The 16356-nt window shown below is 71.8% G+C and carries 15 protein-coding genes; 4 read left to right on the top strand and 11 right to left on the bottom strand.

Features of this window, described 5'->3' with window-relative positions; translation table 11 throughout:
• From C0R66_RS13665 to guaB, 3 genes are read right to left on the bottom strand one after another with little or no spacing between them, the layout of a single operon-like run.
• Positions 1–1710, bottom strand: coding sequence for a glycerol-3-phosphate dehydrogenase/oxidase (locus C0R66_RS13665; RefSeq protein WP_101525168.1), 1710 nt, complete (start codon positions 1708–1710; stop codon positions 1–3).
• On the bottom strand, positions 1710–2816 hold the full coding sequence (locus C0R66_RS13670; protein ID WP_101525169.1) for a GuaB3 family IMP dehydrogenase-related protein: 1107 nt from the start codon (positions 2814–2816) through the stop codon (positions 1710–1712). The genes C0R66_RS13665 and C0R66_RS13670 overlap by 1 nt, the downstream gene beginning before the upstream one ends.
• A 12-nt stretch (positions 2817–2828) precedes the next feature.
• Positions 2829–4331: an IMP dehydrogenase gene (gene guaB, locus C0R66_RS13675; RefSeq protein ID WP_240311542.1), complete on the bottom strand. Its 1503-nt coding sequence runs from the start codon at positions 4329–4331 to the stop codon at positions 2829–2831.
• Positions 4332–4428: 97 nt separating this feature from the next.
• Here guaB and C0R66_RS13680 point away from each other — a divergent pair, with 97 nt between their 5' ends.
• The gene (locus C0R66_RS13680) at positions 4429–5937 is read left to right on the top strand and encodes a hypothetical protein (RefSeq protein WP_101525171.1); all 1509 of its coding nucleotides are present in this window, start codon (positions 4429–4431) and stop codon (positions 5935–5937) included.
• 96 nt (positions 5938–6033) lie between these two features.
• Here the strand turns inward: C0R66_RS13680 and groL are convergent, their stop codons facing one another.
• Together groL and groES are read right to left on the bottom strand one after the other, a co-directional pair.
• Positions 6034–7659, bottom strand: coding sequence for a chaperonin GroEL (gene groL / locus C0R66_RS13685; RefSeq protein ID WP_101525172.1), 1626 nt, complete (start codon positions 7657–7659; stop codon positions 6034–6036).
• A gap of 85 nt (positions 7660–7744) precedes the next feature.
• Positions 7745–8041: a co-chaperone GroES gene (groES, locus tag C0R66_RS13690; RefSeq protein ID WP_101526252.1), complete on the bottom strand. Its 297-nt coding sequence runs from the start codon at positions 8039–8041 to the stop codon at positions 7745–7747.
• A gap of 249 nt (positions 8042–8290) precedes the next feature.
• On the opposite strand from groES, the gene C0R66_RS13695 reads away from it, so the two are divergent.
• Entirely contained in the window at positions 8291–9475 is a 1185-nt protein-coding gene (locus tag C0R66_RS13695) for a THUMP-like domain-containing protein (RefSeq protein ID WP_101525173.1), read from the top strand.
• A gap of 33 nt (positions 9476–9508) precedes the next feature.
• Here C0R66_RS13695 and C0R66_RS13700 read toward each other — a convergent pair whose 3' ends face one another.
• The 6 genes from C0R66_RS13700 to C0R66_RS13725 form a co-directional block, all read right to left on the bottom strand.
• Positions 9509–10864, bottom strand: coding sequence for a glycoside hydrolase family 3 protein (locus tag C0R66_RS13700; protein ID WP_158648049.1), 1356 nt, complete (start codon positions 10862–10864; stop codon positions 9509–9511).
• 29 nt (positions 10865–10893) lie between these two features.
• The gene (locus C0R66_RS13705; protein ID WP_101525175.1) at positions 10894–11130 is read right to left on the bottom strand and encodes a hypothetical protein; all 237 of its coding nucleotides are present in this window, start codon (positions 11128–11130) and stop codon (positions 10894–10896) included.
• 79 nt (positions 11131–11209) lie between these two features.
• Entirely contained in the window at positions 11210–11830 is a 621-nt protein-coding gene (locus C0R66_RS13710; RefSeq protein WP_101525176.1) for a hypothetical protein, read from the bottom strand.
• Positions 11831–11982: 152 nt separating this feature from the next.
• Positions 11983–12588, bottom strand: coding sequence for an MBL fold metallo-hydrolase (locus C0R66_RS13715; protein WP_199286690.1), 606 nt, complete (start codon positions 12586–12588; stop codon positions 11983–11985).
• Positions 12585–13670: an S-(hydroxymethyl)mycothiol dehydrogenase gene (locus C0R66_RS13720; RefSeq protein WP_101525177.1), complete on the bottom strand. Its 1086-nt coding sequence runs from the start codon at positions 13668–13670 to the stop codon at positions 12585–12587. Before C0R66_RS13720 ends, C0R66_RS13715 begins: the two co-directional genes overlap by 4 nt.
• Before the next feature lie 82 nt (positions 13671–13752).
• Entirely contained in the window at positions 13753–14373 is a 621-nt protein-coding gene (locus C0R66_RS13725) for a hypothetical protein (RefSeq protein WP_101525178.1), read from the bottom strand.
• 159 nt (positions 14374–14532) lie between these two features.
• Between C0R66_RS13725 and C0R66_RS13730 the strand changes: the two genes are divergently transcribed.
• Positions 14533–14892 (top strand): hypothetical protein, encoded by a 360-nt coding sequence (locus tag C0R66_RS13730; protein WP_158648050.1) that lies wholly within the window; start codon positions 14533–14535, stop codon positions 14890–14892.
• Positions 14889–16355 carry a hypothetical protein gene (locus C0R66_RS13735; RefSeq protein ID WP_101525180.1) on the top strand — a complete coding sequence of 489 codons (1467 nt, stop codon included), beginning with the start codon at positions 14889–14891 and terminating at the stop codon, positions 16353–16355. Before C0R66_RS13730 ends, C0R66_RS13735 begins: the two co-directional genes overlap by 4 nt.
• The last annotated feature ends 1 nt before the right edge of the window (position 16356 follow it).

Genomic DNA, 16356 nt, shown 5'->3' on the forward strand with positions numbered 1-16356 from the left:
TCACACGATCTCGGGGGCCTGCACCCGCGCCTCGTCCGCCTCCTGGTCGGTGAGCTTGCGCTGGCTCTGCCGCTCGGCCTCCACCCGCCGCAGGTAGTGGTCGACCTCGGAGTCGGCGACGCCCGCGTCCCAGCCCAGCTCCTGGGCCATCAGCGAGGCCACCTCCCGAGCGGCGAGCACCCCGCGGTCGAAGGTCTCGATCGAGATCCGGGTACGCCGGGTCAGCACGTCGTCGAGGTGCCGGGCGCCCTCGTGGGTCACCGCGTAGACCACCTCGGCCGCCAGGTACTCCTCGGCCTGCGCCAGCGGCCGGGCGAGCTCCGGCCGCTCCTGGATCAGCGAGAGGACCTCGTCGACCAGACCGCCGAACCTGCCCAGCAGGTGATCGATCCGGCCGATCTCCAGCCCCGCCGCCCGGGCCAGTGCCACGCGCTGGTTGGTCCGGGTCTCGAACCCGTAGGCGCCCACCAGCGGCACCCGGTCGGTGATGCTGCCGCGGACCTGGTCCCGCTCACGCACGGCCATGTCGACGGCGTCGCGGCCCATCACCCGGTACGTGGTGAGCTTTCCGCCCGCGATCAGCACCAGGCCCGGGACCGGCGACACCGTGGTGTGCTCCCGCGACAGCTTGGTGGTCTCCCCGCCCGCCTCCTTGCGCATCGGCTTGAGCAGCGGGCGCAGCCCGGCGTAGACCCCCTCGACGTCCTCGTGGTCGAGCGGGACCTTGAGCAGCCTGTTGACGTGGCCCAGCAGGTAGTCGATGTCGGCACGGCTGGCCGCGGGGTGCGCCCGGTCCAGGTCCCAGGGGGTGTCGGTGGTGCCGATGATCCAGTGGCGTCCCCACGGGATGACGAAGAGCACCGACTTCTCGGTCTTGGTGATGAAGCCGCACTCGGAGCGGATGCGGTCGCGCGGCACCACCAGGTGGACGCCCTTGCTCGCGTCGACGTCCAGCGCCCCCTCGCCACCCATCATCTCCTGGATCTGGTCCGTCCAGACCCCGGCGGCGTTGATCACCGAGCGAGCGCGCACCTCGAAGTCGACGCCGTTCTCCAGGTCGCGGGCCCGTACGCCGACCACCCGGCCGCCCTCGCGCAGGAAGCCGGTCACCTTGGTCCGGGTGGCGATGTGGGCCCCGTTGTTGGCCGCGGTGCGGGCGATCGTCATCACCAGGCGGGCGTCGTCGACCTGGCAGTCGTAGTAGCGGATGGCTCCGTGCAGCTCATCGGTCCTGATGTCGGGGGCCATCCGGGCCAGCTGCTTGCGGAACAGGTGCTTGTGCTTGGGCACGCCCATGTCGTACTTGCCGGCCATCGCCAGGCCGTCGTACAGCGCCAGGCCGGCGCCGACGTAGGGCCTCTCGTAGGCCTTGGCCAGGGGGTAGAGGAAGGGCACCGGGCGGACCAGGTGCGGCGCGAGCCTGGTGAGCAGCAGCCCGCGCTCCTCCAGGGCCTCCTTGACCAGGGCGAAGTCGAACATCTCCAGGTACCGCAGCCCGCCGTGCACCAGCTTGGAGCTGCGGCTGCTGGTGCCGCTGCCCAGGTCGCGCTGCTCCACCAGGGCGGTGGACAGCCCGCGGGTGACGGCGTCGAGCGCGGCACCCACGCCGACGATCCCGCCGCCCACCACCAGCACGTCCAGCTCGCCCGCCGACATCGAGGAGATGGCGGCGGCACGCGACGCGGGGTTCAGGGCGATGGGGGTCGTCATCAGCCGACGACGACCTCGACCCGCTGGAACTCCTTGAGCTCGGTGTAGCCGGTGGTCGCCATGGAGCGCTTGAGCGCCCCGATCAGGTTCATCGTGCCGTCGGCCACCCGGGAGGGACCGAACAGGATCTCCTCCAGCGTGCCCACCGGCTCGAACTCCACCCGCTGACCGCGCGGGAGCTCGGCGTGGTGCGCCTCGGTGCCCCAGTGGAAGCCCCGGCCGGGGGCGTCGCTGGCCCGGGCCAGGGGCGAGCCGACCATCACGGCGTCGGCGCCGCACGCGATCGCCTTGGAGATGTCTCCGGACCGGCCGATGGACCCGTCGGCGATGACGTGCACGTAGCGGCCCCCGGACTCGTCGAGGTAGTCCCGGCGCGCGGCCGCCACGTCGGCCACCGCACTGGCCATCGGCACCGCGATCCCGAGCACGGTGCGGGTGGTGTGCGCCGCTCCCCCGCCGAAGCCGACCAGCACGCCGGCGGCGCCGGTGCGCATCAGGTGCAGCGCCGCCTGGTAGGTCGCACAGCCGCCGACGATGACGGGGACGTCGAGCTCGTAGATGAACTCCTTGAGGTTCAGCGGCTCGGCCTGGCTGGAGACGTGCTCGGCCGAGACCGTGGTGCCGCGGATGACGAACATGTCGACACCGGCGTCCACGACGGCCTTGGCGAACTCCTTGGTCCGCTGCGGGGAGAGCGAGCCCGCGACCGTGACGCCGGCCGCGCGCACCTCCTCCAGCCGGGCGGTGATCAGCTCCGCCTTCACCGGCTCGGTGTAGATCTCCTGCATCCGCCGGGTGGCGTCGGCGCCGCGCAGCGAGGCGACCTCCTCCAGCAGCACCGACGGGTCGTCGTACCGGGTCCAGAGCCCCTCGAGGTTGAGCACTCCGAGGCCGCCGAGGCGGCCCAGCTCGATGGCCGTGCGCGGCGACATCACCGAGTCCATCGGCGCGGCCAGGACGGGGAGGTCGAAGCGGTAGGCGTCGATCTGCCAGGCGACGCTGACCTCTTCGGGGTCACGGGTGCGACGCGAGGGCACGATCGCCACGTCGTCGAAGGCGTAGGCCCGTCGGGCTCGCTTGTTCTTGCCGATCTCGATCTCGGTCACGGGCGAAGCCTCTCAGATGCCGGTGTAGTTGGGTGCCTCGACGGTCATCTGCACGCCGTGCGGGTGGCTCTCCTTGAGCGAGGCGGCGGTGATCCGGACGAAGCGGCCCTTGTCCTGGAGCTCCGGGACGGTCCGCGCCCCGACGTAGAACATCGACTGCGTCAGGCCGCCGATGAGCTGGTGGGCGACAGCGCCCAGCGGGCCGCGGAAGGCCACCTGGCCCTCGACGCCCTCGGGGACGATCTTGTCGTCGCTGGCCACCTCGGCCTGGAAGTAGCGGTCCTTGGAGTAGGACTTCTTGCCGCGGCTCGACATGGCGCCCAGGGAGCCCATGCCCCGGTAGGACTTGAACTGCTTGCCGTTGACGAAGACCAGCTCGCCCGGCGACTCCTCGCAGCCGGCCAGCAGCGAGCCCAGCATCACCGAGTCCGCGCCGGCCACCAACGCCTTGGCGATCTCGCCGGAGTGCTTCATGCCGCCGTCGGCGATCACCGGCACGCCCGCGGGCTTGCACGCCAGGGACGCCTCGTAGACCGCGCTCACCTGCGGCACCCCCACGCCGGTCACCACCCGCGTGGTGCAGATGGAGCCGGGGCCGACACCCACCTTGACCGCGTCCGCTCCGGCGTCCACGAAAGCCTGGGCGCCGGCCCGGGTCGCCACGTTGCCGCCGATCACCTGCACGTGCCGGGTGGCGGGATCGTTCTTGAGCCGGCGGACCATGTCCAGCAGCAGGTGCACGTGACCGTGGGCGGTGTCGGCCACGAGCACGTCCACCCCGGCCTCGACCAACGTGGTCGCGCGCTGCCAGGCGTCACCGAAGTAGCCGATCGCGGCGCCCACCAGGAGACGTCCGTCGGCGTCGGAGGAGGCGTGCGGGAACTGCTCGGACTTCACGAAGTCCTTGACCGTGATCAGCCCGCCCAGGCGCCCCTGCTCGTCCACCAGCGGCAGGCGCTCGCGCTTGTGCTGGCGCAGCAGGGCGGTGGCGTCCTCGCGAGCGATGCCCACCGGTCCGGTGATCAGCGGCATCGGGGTCATCACCTCGTCGACCTTGGTGGTGGCCCACTCCGCGACCGGGGTGAAGCGCAGGTCGCGGTTGGTGATGATGCCCAGCAGGCGCTCGTCGCCGTCCACCACCGGCAGTCCGGAGACCCGGTACTCCCCGCAGATCCGGTCGAGATCGGCCAAGGTGGCGTCGGGCCCGATGGTCACGGGGTTGGAGATGATGCCGGTCTGGGTCCGCTTGACCAGGTCCACCTGGTAGGCCTGGTCCTCGATCGACAGGTTGCGGTGCAGCACGCCGAGGCCACCCTCACGCGCCATCGCGATGGCCATCCGGGACTCGGTGACGGTGTCCATCGCGGCGCTGACCAGCGGCACCTTGAGCGAGATCTCCCGGGTCAGCCGCGAGGTGGTGTCGATCTCCGACGGGGCCAGATCCGACTCCCCGGGGAGCAGCAGGACGTCGTCATAGGTCAGGCCGAGGCTGGCGAACTTCTCAGGGATCTCCACGCTCACCAGTCTACGTCGGCCCGCCGCGCCGATGCCCCCCGCGCCCGCGGCGGTCGCTAGCATCAGGCGTTCCAGCTGGACCGGAAACGGGAGACGAATGACCTTGGCCACGCCCGCCCTGACGCGTTGGTCGGTCCCCCTGACAGCGCTCGTGGCCTTCCTGCTCCGGCTGCCGGGGCTCGGGACCGCCCTGTCCCCGGACGAGGCGGGGTTCCTCATGGTGGCCCGCACGTGGGTCCCGGAGCCGGGCAGGGTGTACGGCCACTACTTCGTGGACCGGCCGCCCCAGATCATCGCCACGTTCAAGGTGGCCGACGCGATCGGCGGACCGTACGCCCTGCGCCTGGTCGGCGCCCTGGTGTGCGCCCTGCTGGTGCTGCTCGCGGCCAGGATCGCCCTGGTGATCGCCGACGAGCGGGCCGCCCGGTGGACCGCGGTGGTCGTCGCGGCACTGACCAGCAGCACCATGATCAACGCGGACGGGGTCAAGGGTGAGCTGCTCAGCCTCCCGTTCGTGCTGGGAGCGTGCCTGCTGGCGATCCTGGCCCTGCAGCGCCAGTCGATGCCGCTGGCCGCACTGGCCGGGCTCAGCGCCGGAATCGCACCGGGCTTCAAGCAGAACATGCTCGGCGGACTGGTCTTCGCCGCGGCCCTGCTGCTGCTCTCCCTGGCGACCAAGCAGATCAGCGCCCGCACCTTCGCCCGGCTCTCCGTGGCCGGGCTCGCCGGGGCGGCGGTGCCCGCAGTGCTGATGATCGGGTGGGCGCTGCAGAGCGGGGTGCAGCTGGACACCCTGTGGTACGCCATCTACGGCTTCCGCTCCGACGCCGGGGCCGAGCTCGCCTCCACCAGCTCGGAGGCCAACACCGAGCGCGCGTTCATCCTGCTCCTGGCCGCGGTGGGGACCGGGATCCTGCTGGTGATGGGCGTCTTCGTGGTGCTGCTGCGCAAGGTCTGGCGCACCCAGCAGGTGCTCGTCGGGGCGACCCTGGCGCTGTTCCTCTTCGACGCCGTCGCGCTGGTGCTGGGCGGCAGCTTCTGGCTCGACTACCTGTTCGGCCTGCTGCCTGCCACGGTGCTCGCCACCGCCATGCTCGCCGGCCTGCCCGGTCGCAGCGGTCGCGCGATGCGCGTGGTGGTGTGCCTCGCTGCCATCTCCTCCGTCGCCTCCATCGCCACGGTCGGGATCATCACCGCCACCGGGACGGCCTCACGTGGCCAGGCCGACACCGGAGAGGCGATCGCTGCCGTGGCCGAGCCGAGCGACACCGTCACGGTCCTCGGCGGCCGGGCCGACCTGCAGCTGGCCACGGGACGCGAGTCCCCGTACCGACACCTGTGGAGCCTGCCCATGCGGACGCTGGACCCGGAGTACGCCGAGCTCCGCGACCTCTTGGCGAGCCCTGAGGCCCCCACCTGGTTCGTGCAGCTGGTCCCGACCGGGCTGTGGAGCGAGGACGGCGGGGCCAGGCTGCTCGAGGTGCTGCGCGAGCGGTACGACGCTCACGGCTACGGCTGCCACGGCGGGATCATCTGGCTCCGGGACGGGGTGGAGCGGGGACTGCCCCAGGACCACTGTCCGGACGGCACGGCCCCTCACGCCTGAGCGCGCCTGAGCGCCCGGTCGGCCCAGGAACGGCCGAAGGGCCGGACCGCCTGCGAGGCGATCCGACCCTTCGTGGTGGTGCGTGGTGCCGACTGCTCAGTGGCCGTGGCCGTGGCCGTGGCCCGCAGCTGCGGGGGCCTCGTCCTCGTCCTCGGGCTTCTCCACGATGAGCACCTCGGTGGTGAGCAGCATGGCTGCGATGGAGGTGGCGTTGACCAGCGCCGAGCGGGTGACCTTGACCGGGTCCAGGACACCCTGGGCGACCAGGTCGCCGTACTCGTCGGTGGCGGCGTTGTAGCCGTTGCCCACTCCGAGCTCGCGGACCTTGGTGGTGACGACGTAGCCGTTGACCCCACCGTTCTCGGCGATCCAGCGCAGCGGCTCGTCGGCGGAGTTGCGAACGATCCGCACGCCCATCGCCTCGTCACCGGTGAGACCGAGGTTGTCCTCGAGCACCGACACCGCGTGGACGAGGGCGGAGCCGCCGCCGGCGACGATGCCCTCCTCGATCGCGGCACGCGTCGCGGACACGGCGTCCTCGATGCGGTGCTTCTTCTCCTTCAGCTCCACCTCGGTGTGTGCACCGACCTTGATCACGCACACGCCGCCGGCGAGCTTGGCCAGACGCTCCTGGAGCTTCTCGCGGTCCCAGTCGGAGTCGCTGGACTCGATCTCGGCCTTGATCTGGTTGACGCGGCCCTCGACCTCGGTCGCGTCACCGGCACCGTCGATGATCGTGGTGTTGTCCTTGGTGACCACGACGCGACGGGCCTGGCCCAGCACCTCGAGGCCGACCTGGTCGAGCTTGAGCCCGACCTCGGGAGCGACGACCTGACCACCGGTGAGGGTGGCGATGTCCTGCATCATGGCCTTGCGGCGGTCGCCGAACGCGGGGCTCTTGACCGCGACCGCGTTGAAGGTGCCGCGGATCTTGTTGACCACCAGGGTGGAGAGCGCCTCGCCCTCCACGTCCTCGGCCAGGATGAACAGCTGCTTGCCGGCAGCGATCACCTTCTCCAGCAGCGGGAGCAGCTCGGAGACCGAGGAGATCTTGCCCTGGACGAGCAGGATGTAGGGGTCGTCCAGGACGGCCTCCATCCGCTCGGGGTCGCTGACGAAGTAGGCCGAGATGTAGCCCTTGTCGAACTGCATCCCCTCGGTGAACTCCAGCTCGGTGCCCATGGTGTTGGACTCCTCGACCGTGATCACGCCGTCCTTGCCGACCTTGTCGAAGGCCTGGGCCAGGAGGTCGCCGATGTGGGCGTCGCGGCTGGAGATCGTGGCCACCGAGGCCATGTCCTCACGGGTCTCGACCTCACGGGCCGCCTCACGCAGGGCGTCGCCGACGGCCTCGGCCGCGGCGTCCATGCCCCGCTTGAGGCTCATCGGGTTGGCTCCGGCGGCCACGGCGCGCAGGCCCTCGTGGACCATCGCCTGGGCCAGCACGGTGGCGGTCGTGGTGCCGTCACCGGCGACGTCGTTGGTCTTGGTGGCGACCTCCTTGGTGAGCTGGGCACCAAGGTTCTCGAACGGGTCGTCGAGCTCGACCTCACGGGCGACGGTGACACCGTCGTTGGTGATGGTCGGCGCGCCCCACTTCTTGTCCAGGACGACGTAGCGGCCCTTGGGGCCGAGCGTCACCTTGACGGTGTTGGCAAGCTTGTCGACTCCGCGCTCGAGGGCGCGACGAGCGTTCTCGTCGAACTCAAGGATCTTGGGCATGTGGCTCCTTAGGAAGGGGAATGCCCGGACGCCGCGCAGCGGGTGCCATCACTGGCACGCCTGCGCGCGGCGCCCGGGCAGAAGATCAGGAAACGATGGCCAGCACGTCGCGGCCCGACAGGATGAGGAACTCCTGGCCGGAGTACTTCACCTCGGTGCCGCCGTACTTGCTGTAGATGACCTTGTCGCCCACGGAGATGTCCATGGGGATGCGCTCGTCGCCGTCCTCGTTGAAGCGACCGGGGCCCACGGCCACGACCTCGCCCTCCTGGGGCTTCTCCTTGGCGGTGTCCGGGATGACCAGGCCAGAAGCCGTGGTCTGCTCGGCGTCGAGGGGCTTGACGACGATGCGGTCCTCGAGGGGCTTGATGTTGACCGACACAGTGTCGACCTCCACTTTCTCCACGTTGTTCGGGTGCACCCGTGCGTCTGCACGGTGCTGTGATGCGATGTCTGGTTCCACTGTCGTGCGATGTCGTGCAATGTCTGCTTCGCCGGTCAGGACCCGTGCCGTCGCGGGGGTCGCGGGTCGGTCCCGGCGCTGGCACACTCACTGGGAGAGTGCCAGTGCTCACGTTAGCACTCCCCCCGATCGAGTGCCAGCGGCCCCCGACGCTGACAGGATGGGCAGGTGGACCTAGACACCTTCCGCTGGCTGCTCACCGACGCCGGCCAGCGACTGCTCGACCGGGCCACCCATGCCTACGCCGACGTGGACGGCGATCCGCTGCGTGCCGCGGCCGCGGTGCGCAAGATCGAGCCGGACCCCGAGCGGTCCAGCGCCGCTCTCACCCAGGTGCAGCTCCGGGTCCGGGCGGTGCCCAAGTTCGGCGACGAGGCCGTCCGCCTCTACTTCACCCCGGACGCCCTGGAGCAGTCCACCCGACGCCGCGTCGCCGACCACCGCGCCGCCCGGCTGGCCGCCGCCCAGCCCAGCTCGGTGGTGGACCTGGGCTGCGGCATCGGCGGCGACCTGCTCGCCTTCGCCAGGGCCGGGCTGACGGCTGCCGGCGTGGACTCCGACCCGGTGCGCGTGGCCATGGCGGAGGCGAACCTGGCCGCGCTCGGCCTCGCCGGGGCGGTGATGGCGGTGGACGCCACCACCTTGGAGCTCGACGGCTTCGGCGCGGTCTTCGCCGACCCGGCGCGCCGCGGAGCACGTGGCCGCGTCTTCGACGAGCACGGCTGGACCCCGCCGTGGCCCTTCGTCGAGGACCTGCTGCGCAGGACCGCGGTGGTCAAGGTGGCACCCGGGATCCCGCACACCCTGGTGCCCGAGGGCGTCGAGGCCGAGTGGGTCAGCGACCACGGGGAGGTCAAGGAGGCCGCGCTCTGGTCGCCGGGGCTGGCCACCACCCGACACCGGGCGACGGTGATCACCGGCGGCGGGCTGGCGTCGCTGACCTCCGAGGACGACCCCTACGCCGGCCGGGAGCGACCGGTCCGCGAGCTCGGCGCCCACCTCTACGAGCCGGACGGCGCGGTGATCCGGGCCGGGCTCGTCACCGCGGTCGCCGCCGGCGTCGACGGCGGGCTGCTGGACGAGCACATCGCCTACGTCACCTCCGACAAGTCCTTCCGCAGCCCCTTCATGCGCAGCTACTACGTGCTCGACGAGCTGCCCTTCAAGGAGAAGCTGCTGCGCCAGGCGCTGGTGGAGCGCAACATCGGCCCGATCACCATCAAGAAGCGCGGGGTCGACATCATCCCCGAGCAGCTGCGCAAGCGACTGGCCCTGACGGGCGACGAGGAGGCGACCGTGGTGCTGACCCGGGTCGCGGGCGCCGGCAAGGCCCTGCTGGTGCGCCCCTTCTGATCCTCTCCCGGGTCTCGGCTCAGCAGCCGCGGCTCAGCAGCCACGAGCAGGGACGTCGGCGACCTCCACCGGCACCCGTCCCGGGGCGGGACGCCGGCCCAGGAGCACCTCCACCAGCGCGCGCATGGCGCCCGGAGTGGTGCCGTAGGTGGCGACCAGGTGACGCGCGCTCGACCCGGCCAGGACCCAGGGCGCCCCGACCGCCACGGCGACGTCCGCCCGCACGGACCTCGAGGCGCTCCGGAGCAGCGCGACCCGGGTGCCGCGGGGACCGACCCGCAGCCCTGCCGACCGCGCCGCCGCGGTGAAGGCGGCGACCACGTCCCGGTCTCCGACCGGCTGCACCCGCCTGCCCACCAGCCGGCCCTGGCACGTGCGGGACAGCACCGTCACCGCGGCCCGGGACCAGGCCAGCGCCTGGGGGCGGGCACTCCCGGGCGGGGCCCCGCGGGCGTCGCGGTGGTGCAGCAGCAGGGCCACCTGCCGGGCCGCGGCCTGCTCGAGGCGGCGCCGTGTCAGGTCGCCCCGTCGTACGGCGGCCACGATGCCGTTCCGGGCCACGACCGGGTCGGCCGGCATCAGCAGCACGTCGGCGCCCGCACGCAGGGCACGCACCGCGGCACGCGCCGGTCCGTAGGACCGGGTGACCGCCGTCATCGCGAGGGAGTCGGTGACCACCAGGCCGTCGAAGCCGAGATCGGTGCGCAGCAGCCCGGTCACCACGTCCCGCGACAGCGAGGCGGGCACGCCCGGGTCCACCGCGCGCACGTCCAGGTGGCCCACCATCACCGAGGAGCTGCCGGCCGCGACGGCGTCCCGGAACGGGACCAGGTCACGCCCTTGCAGCTGCGCCAGGCTGCGCGGCTGCACCGGGAGCGTGACGTGACTGTCCTCCCGCACCGAGCCGTGGCCCGGGAAGTGCTTCAGGGTGCTGACGAGTCCGGCGTCGGCATAGCCCCGGGCCGCCGCCAGCACCTGCTCGGCCACCAGCGCCGGATCGGACGAGGCGGCGCGGGTACCGATCGTGGGATCGGCCGCACCCACGGTGACGTCGGCCACCGGTGCGAAGTTCGCGGTGAACCCCAGGCCCCTCAGCTCCCGACCCGTGGCAGCCGTCGCGGCCCGGGTGAGTTCCGGGCGACGCGCGGCACCTCCGGTCATGAAGCTGGGCAGGCCGGTCACCACGCCGCCGGCCCGCTCCACCAGGCCGCCCTCCTGGTCGACCCCGACGAGCAGGGGCCAGGGCCGGTCGTCGGCCCGGCGCAGTGCCCGGTTGGCCCGACGCACCTGGTCGGCGGAGGTGATGTTGCCCGAGAACCAGATCACCCCCCCGAGGTGCAGGTCGCGGACCATCTCCACCGGAGGGCGGGTGCCGGACCAGTCGGCCACCAGCACCTGGCCGGCCAGCTGTGTCAGCGTCAGGTCACCGACCAGGGTCGCGGCCTCGTCCAGCTCGTCCGCGGTGGGCCCCCACCCCTCGGCCAGGCCGAGCCGGGCCCGGGGGCGGTGGGCTCGGGATCGCCCCGGGTCACGGCGGAGACGTGGGTCACCAGCGCGGACCCGGAGCGCATCTGGGCCTCGGTCGAGCAGCCGGCGGCACCGACGCAGACCAGGACCTGGGCGGCGACGACCGCGATCGCCCCCCGAGTCCTCATGGGGGGCGAGTCTAGGGGCCTGCAGACGCAGATCGACCCACCCGCCGTGGCGGGTGAGTCGATCCTCACTGAGCCCCTCTCAGAGCTCCGCGCGGGCAACCCTGCGCGAGTGGACGAGCCCCAGCAGGCCCAGGATCAGGAAGAGCGCCGCGCCGACGTAGGCGGCGACGGCCGCGATTCCTGCGATGGTGCCCATGGTGGCGAAGGCGTATCCGTAGAGGAGCAGACCGCGGAGGGTGTTCCCCATGAAGAGCGACTCGCGCAGGTCCATCCAGGCCTGGGCCTCGGCGACCTGCTCCTCGCTGGCGTCCTTGGTCTCGGCGAGCGCCGCGGAGAGCTCACGACCCTTGTTGCTGGCCTCCTCGTAGGTGACCGGCTCGCCGGCGAGCGCAGCACCCTGGCCGTTCATGTGCGCCTGGATGTAGTGGTCGGCGTACGCCTTGGCGGCGGGGCCGTTGTCCAGGGTCTCCCCCGCGAACTCCTCCAGGGCCTCGCCGTCCTCGGCGGAGATGCCCTTGGCGGCCACCTGCCCGTCGATCGCCTCCTGGGTCGGCATGGTGATGTCCTGGGCCGTGAACTGCTCCTTGACCTGGTCTCCGATGAACACGGTGGCCCAGGTCATGAGGCCGCCTGCCACCAGGAGCACGAGGGCGAGGAGCAGGCCGATGCCGGAGAGGAGCTTGTCGAGAGTTGCGCGCATGATGATGGGTCCTTTCCCATCGGTGACGGCCAGTCCACCCCGGCCATCGATCTACTACGAATCGTAGTACCTATCTACGACAATATGTAGTAATTGCCGTAGATCCGGGTGTGACCTGCGTGACAACCGAGGAGGTCGGGGGCGACGCAGCCTCAGCCCAGGAGTGCGCGCTCGGCCCCGATCGTGGTGTCGCTCCCGTGCCCGGTGTGCACCACCGTCTCGTCGGGCAGCTCCCACAGTCGCGAGCGGATCGAGGCCTCCAGGGTGGCGCGATCGCTGAAGCTGCGACCGGTCGCGCCCGGACCACCCTGGAACAGGGTGTCGCCGGTGAAGACGCAGCCGAGCTCGGGCACCCAGAAGCAGACGGCTCCCGGAGCGTGCCCCGGGGTGTGTAGCACCGTCAGGGCCGTGCCGGCCACCTCGATCACCTGGCCGTCGCTCAGGTCCACGTCCCACAGCTCGTCGGGGTGGACCAGCTCCCACAGCGGACGGTCGTCGGGGTGGAGCAGGATCGGCGCGACGACGCGCTGCCGCAGCTCGGCGGCGGCTCGGACGTGGTCGTCGTGGGCATGGGTGCACAGGATCGCCTTGACCTTGCGCTCACCCACCAGCGCCATGATCGCCTCCACGTCGTGCGGTGCGTCGATCACCACGCACTCGGCGTCGTCGCCGAGCACCCAGAGGTTGTTGTCGACCTGGTGGGTCTCCCCGTCCAGGGAGAAGGTGCCGCTGGCCACCGCGTGGTCGATCCGGGTCACAGGACCACCACCGAGCGCAGCACGTCGCCGCCGTGCATCTTCTCGAAGGCGGCCTCCACCTGGTCGAGCGCGATCTCCTCGGTCACGAACGCGTCCAGGTCGAGCCGCCCCTGGAGATACAGGTCGACGAGCATCGGGAAGTCACGCGAGGGCAGGCAGTCGCCGTACCAGCTGGACTTGAGCGCTCCTCCGCGTCCGAAGACGTCGCCCAAGGCGATGTCGGGGATCCGCATCTCAGGCGTGGGCACCCCCACCAGCACGACGGTGCCGGCCAGGTCGCGCGCGTAGAACGCCTGCTTCCAGGTCTCCGGACGCCCGACCGCGTCGATCACCACGTCCGCGCCGTGGCCGTCGGTCAGCCGCTGGATCTCGGCCACCGGGTCGCTGCTGGAGCTGTCGACGACGTGCGTGGCACCCATGGTGGTGGCCCGCTCGAGCTTGCGCGGGTCGATGTCCACGGCGATCACCTTGGCGGCCCCGGCGAGCACCGATCCGGCGATGGCCGCCACCCCGACCCCGCCGCAGCCGATGACCGCCACGGACTTGCCCCGGGTCACGTTGCCGGTGTTGATGGCCGCGCCCAGACCCGCCATCACGCCGCAGCCCAGCAGCCCCACCGCCGCCGGACGGGCACTGGCATCCACCTTGGTGCACTGCCCGGCGGCGACCAGGGTCTTCTCCGCGAAGGCTCCGATGCCCAGCGCCGGGGTGAGCTCGGTGCCGTCCTCGAGCGTCATCTTCTGGGTCGCGTTGTGGGTGTCGAAGCAGTACTGCGGCTCACCGCGGCGGCAGGCACGGCACTGACCGCAGACCGCACGCCAGTTGAGGACCACGAAGTCCCCGGGTGCCACCTCCGTGACACCCTCGCCGACCTGCTCCACGATGCCGGCCGCCTCGTGGCCGAGCAGGAACGGGTAGTCGTCGTTGATGCCGCCCTCGCGGTAGTGCAGGTCGGTGTGGCACACCCCGCACGCCTGCACCGCGACCAGGGCCTCTCCCGGACCGGGGTCGGGGACGTTGATCGTCTCCAGCGAGACCGGCTCACCCTTGGCCCTCGCCACCACTGCCTTGACCTGCTGCATCTCGCGCCTCCACGTGCTCGACTCCGAAGGTCAAAGCCTGTCACAGGCGCCGAAGCGCCTCCTCAGTCCACTGCTGCCGGGCTCACTTCCACTCGAAGGTCGGCAGCACCGAGTCGATGATCTGCTGGCGCTCCACCGCAGGCGTGCGCAGCGTCAGCGTGAAGGTCAGCCGGAAGAACTGCCCGTTGTGCACCACGCCGTACCGCTCGATCCAGAAGTAGTCGTCGACCGGGCCGGCGGTGCGGAAGACCTCCACCCCGTCCAGCTCGACGGGCTTGCGCAGCGTCACCTCCGGCTCGCCGTCGTCCAGGGACTGGCGACCCAGCGTGTCGATGTCCGTCGGCTCGGTGCTGTCGGCCAGCTCGACCATGGTGAGCCCGGACACGGCGTCGTAGGGTGCCTTGAGCGCCACCGCACCGTCACCGGGATCGTTGGACTCCCCCGACCATCCCTTGGGCCCACGGATCCGCGCCACCGAGACCTCGGCCCACTCCCCCTGCGCCAGCGCCGCCGCCGGAGGCTCGGTGGCCGACTCCGCGGGCGAGGGGGAAGCCTCCGGGTCCACCGCCGGGGCCTCGCTCACCGTCCCCCCGGCACCGGACCCGCTCGGCGGGTTCTCTTCCGCGCTCTCCCCACACCCGGCCAGGAACAGCGCGGCGGCCACCAGGGCGCCGAGCGGCGCGACACTGGACTTGTTGAGCATGGGCACCTCCGAGTAGGGGGTTGGAGAGTACCGACCCGATCGACCACCGGCTCCCGCGTGGCTAGTGTCGACCCGCAAAGATGTCGCCAGCACAGGTTTAGCCCTCGGACCAGGTGGGCAGACGGCCAGCGCAAGGAACTTTCACGAGGGGGATCACAGATGCTAGTGGTGGACGCACTTGTTGCCGCCAACCTCACGGGGCAGGCGGCCGTAGCCGCTGCTGAGCTCGTGGACCAGGTTGTGAAGGAGCTGAACGCCCGGGCCAACGAGCTCCGCGACAACGATCCGACCCGCTTCGAGCAGCCCGACTTCGGCGCGTCCTGGGCCGGCCAGAACCTCGGCACCCACGGCACCAAGGCTCAGAACGTGGTGATGGAGGACCTCATCAAGTTCGCGGACGAGCTCGAGGCCTACCGTCTGGGCATCCTGGAGAGCCGCAAGGACGAGGGCGAGACCGACCAGTACGTCGTCGACACGTTCCGTGCCTTCGTCGTCGAGGGCGACGGGGGCCAGGGATGAGCGGCCCGCAGCGCGCCCGGCTGGACGAGGCCCTCACCGGCGCCCGACCCACGCTCATCGGCTCCTCCGGCGGGGACTGGATGACGACCAAGGACGTGCTGGACTCGGTGGCGGACTACCTGAAGAACATGGGTCCCAAGATGCGGGACGCGGTCGATCAGGGGATCAACACCGAGACCGGCGCCGCCATCGAGGCCGCCTTCCTGGCGACCGCCGAGGTGATGTCCCAGAAGGGGGGCGACTTCCAGTCCGGTGGTCAGGCGCTGGACCGGGCGTCCGCCGCCCTCGCCGCCGCGGTCCAGGTCAAGAAGGAGCTCGACGCCGACCCGCTGTCGCCTCCTGCTGCGTTCGTGCCCAACCCCGAGTGGGACGAGGCCAAGAAGGGTCTGGAGAAGGGCAAGCACGACGCCCTGGTGACCGCTCATTCCGACGCCGTCGCCGCCCAGGAGGAGAAGGCCAGGGCCGCGGTCGACAACATCTTCGACGAGTTCGAGGTGGCCGCCGCGACGATGAAGAAGATCCACGGCGAGCCCGACCTGCCCCCCGTCCAGCCGCCGGGACCGCAGGCCCCCGCCAACCGCCCCCCGCTCTCCAACGGAGGTGGGGGCGGTGGTCCCCAGGACGGCGCCGTCATCGGCACGCTGCCGCCGCACGAGCCGCTTCCGCCCAGGGGCCCGCACATCCCGCAGGCCCCGGGCGACCCGTCGGTCCCCCCGCCGCTCACCCCGCCCCTCGACCCGCCTGACCTGTACGACCCGCCCGGCCCGCAGCCCCCGCACGGACCGAACCCGACGCCCACCCCGCACCCGACCCCGAGCCCCACGCCTCCCGGCTCCGAGCCCGGCGTGATCGGCCGGGAGAGCAGCGGCAACCCGTACAACCCGGTCCCGGGCGGATCCGGAGCCCAGGTCTCCGGCTCCCCCGCCGTCGCGGGACCCTCGGGTGGCTCGGCCGGTGCCTTCGGCGGTGCTGTCGCCGGCGGCGCCATGGGCGCGAGTGTCCGGGGCGCCAGTGTGGGCGCCAGTGGCTCGGTGCGCCCCGGGGCCACCGGCAACGTCAAGCCCATCGGGTCCACCTCCAAGGCGGCCGGCAGCAGCACCCTGGGCAAGAGCGGTGCCGTCGGCTCCCCGAGCCGGGGCGGTGCCGCAACCGGTGCCAGCAGTCGGGCCGGCACCGGGTCAGCCAGTCGAGGCGCAGCCGCCGGAGGCGGCAGCCGAGCCGCCGCCGCGGGCGGTCGGGGCGCCACAGGCTCCGCCTCGGGCCGTGGCTCCTCCGGAGGTCGCTCCGGGGCTGCGGGCGCGGGAGGCGGCGCCAGGGCAGCGGGCCGCTCGGGCGCCGGTGCCGCCGCCGGTGGTGCGGCGCGCGGAGGCAGCAAGAAGCAGGACGCCCAGGATCGTGACCACCTGATCTACGACCAGGACTGGCTCGACGACGAGGGCACCGCCCCCGGCGTCCTGGACTAGC

The sequence above is a fragment of the Nocardioides houyundeii genome (assembly GCF_002865585.1).
Classification (GTDB): domain Bacteria; phylum Actinomycetota; class Actinomycetes; order Propionibacteriales; family Nocardioidaceae; genus Nocardioides; species Nocardioides houyundeii.

Excerpts from the sequence above, each read along its gene's own strand:
- C0R66_RS13725 (WP_101525178.1), bottom strand. The coding sequence starts at position 14,373 with ATGCTCAACAAGTCCAGTGTCGCGCCGCTCGGCGCCCTGGTGGCCGCC.
- C0R66_RS13680 (WP_101525171.1), top strand. The coding sequence starts at position 4,429 with ATGACCTTGGCCACGCCCGCCCTGACGCGTTGGTCGGTCCCCCTGACA.
- groL (WP_101525172.1), bottom strand. The coding sequence starts at position 7,659 with ATGCCCAAGATCCTTGAGTTCGACGAGAACGCTCGTCGCGCCCTCGAG.
- C0R66_RS13710 (WP_101525176.1), bottom strand. The coding sequence starts at position 11,830 with ATGCGCGCAACTCTCGACAAGCTCCTCTCCGGCATCGGCCTGCTCCTC.
- C0R66_RS13730 (WP_158648050.1), top strand. The coding sequence starts at position 14,533 with ATGCTAGTGGTGGACGCACTTGTTGCCGCCAACCTCACGGGGCAGGCG.
- C0R66_RS13720 (WP_101525177.1), bottom strand. The coding sequence starts at position 13,670 with ATGCAGCAGGTCAAGGCAGTGGTGGCGAGGGCCAAGGGTGAGCCGGTC.
- C0R66_RS13735 (WP_101525180.1), top strand. The coding sequence starts at position 14,889 with ATGAGCGGCCCGCAGCGCGCCCGGCTGGACGAGGCCCTCACCGGCGCC.
- C0R66_RS13665 (WP_101525168.1), bottom strand. The coding sequence starts at position 1,710 with ATGACGACCCCCATCGCCCTGAACCCCGCGTCGCGTGCCGCCGCCATC.
- C0R66_RS13705 (WP_101525175.1), bottom strand. The coding sequence starts at position 11,130 with ATGAGGACTCGGGGGGCGATCGCGGTCGTCGCCGCCCAGGTCCTGGTC.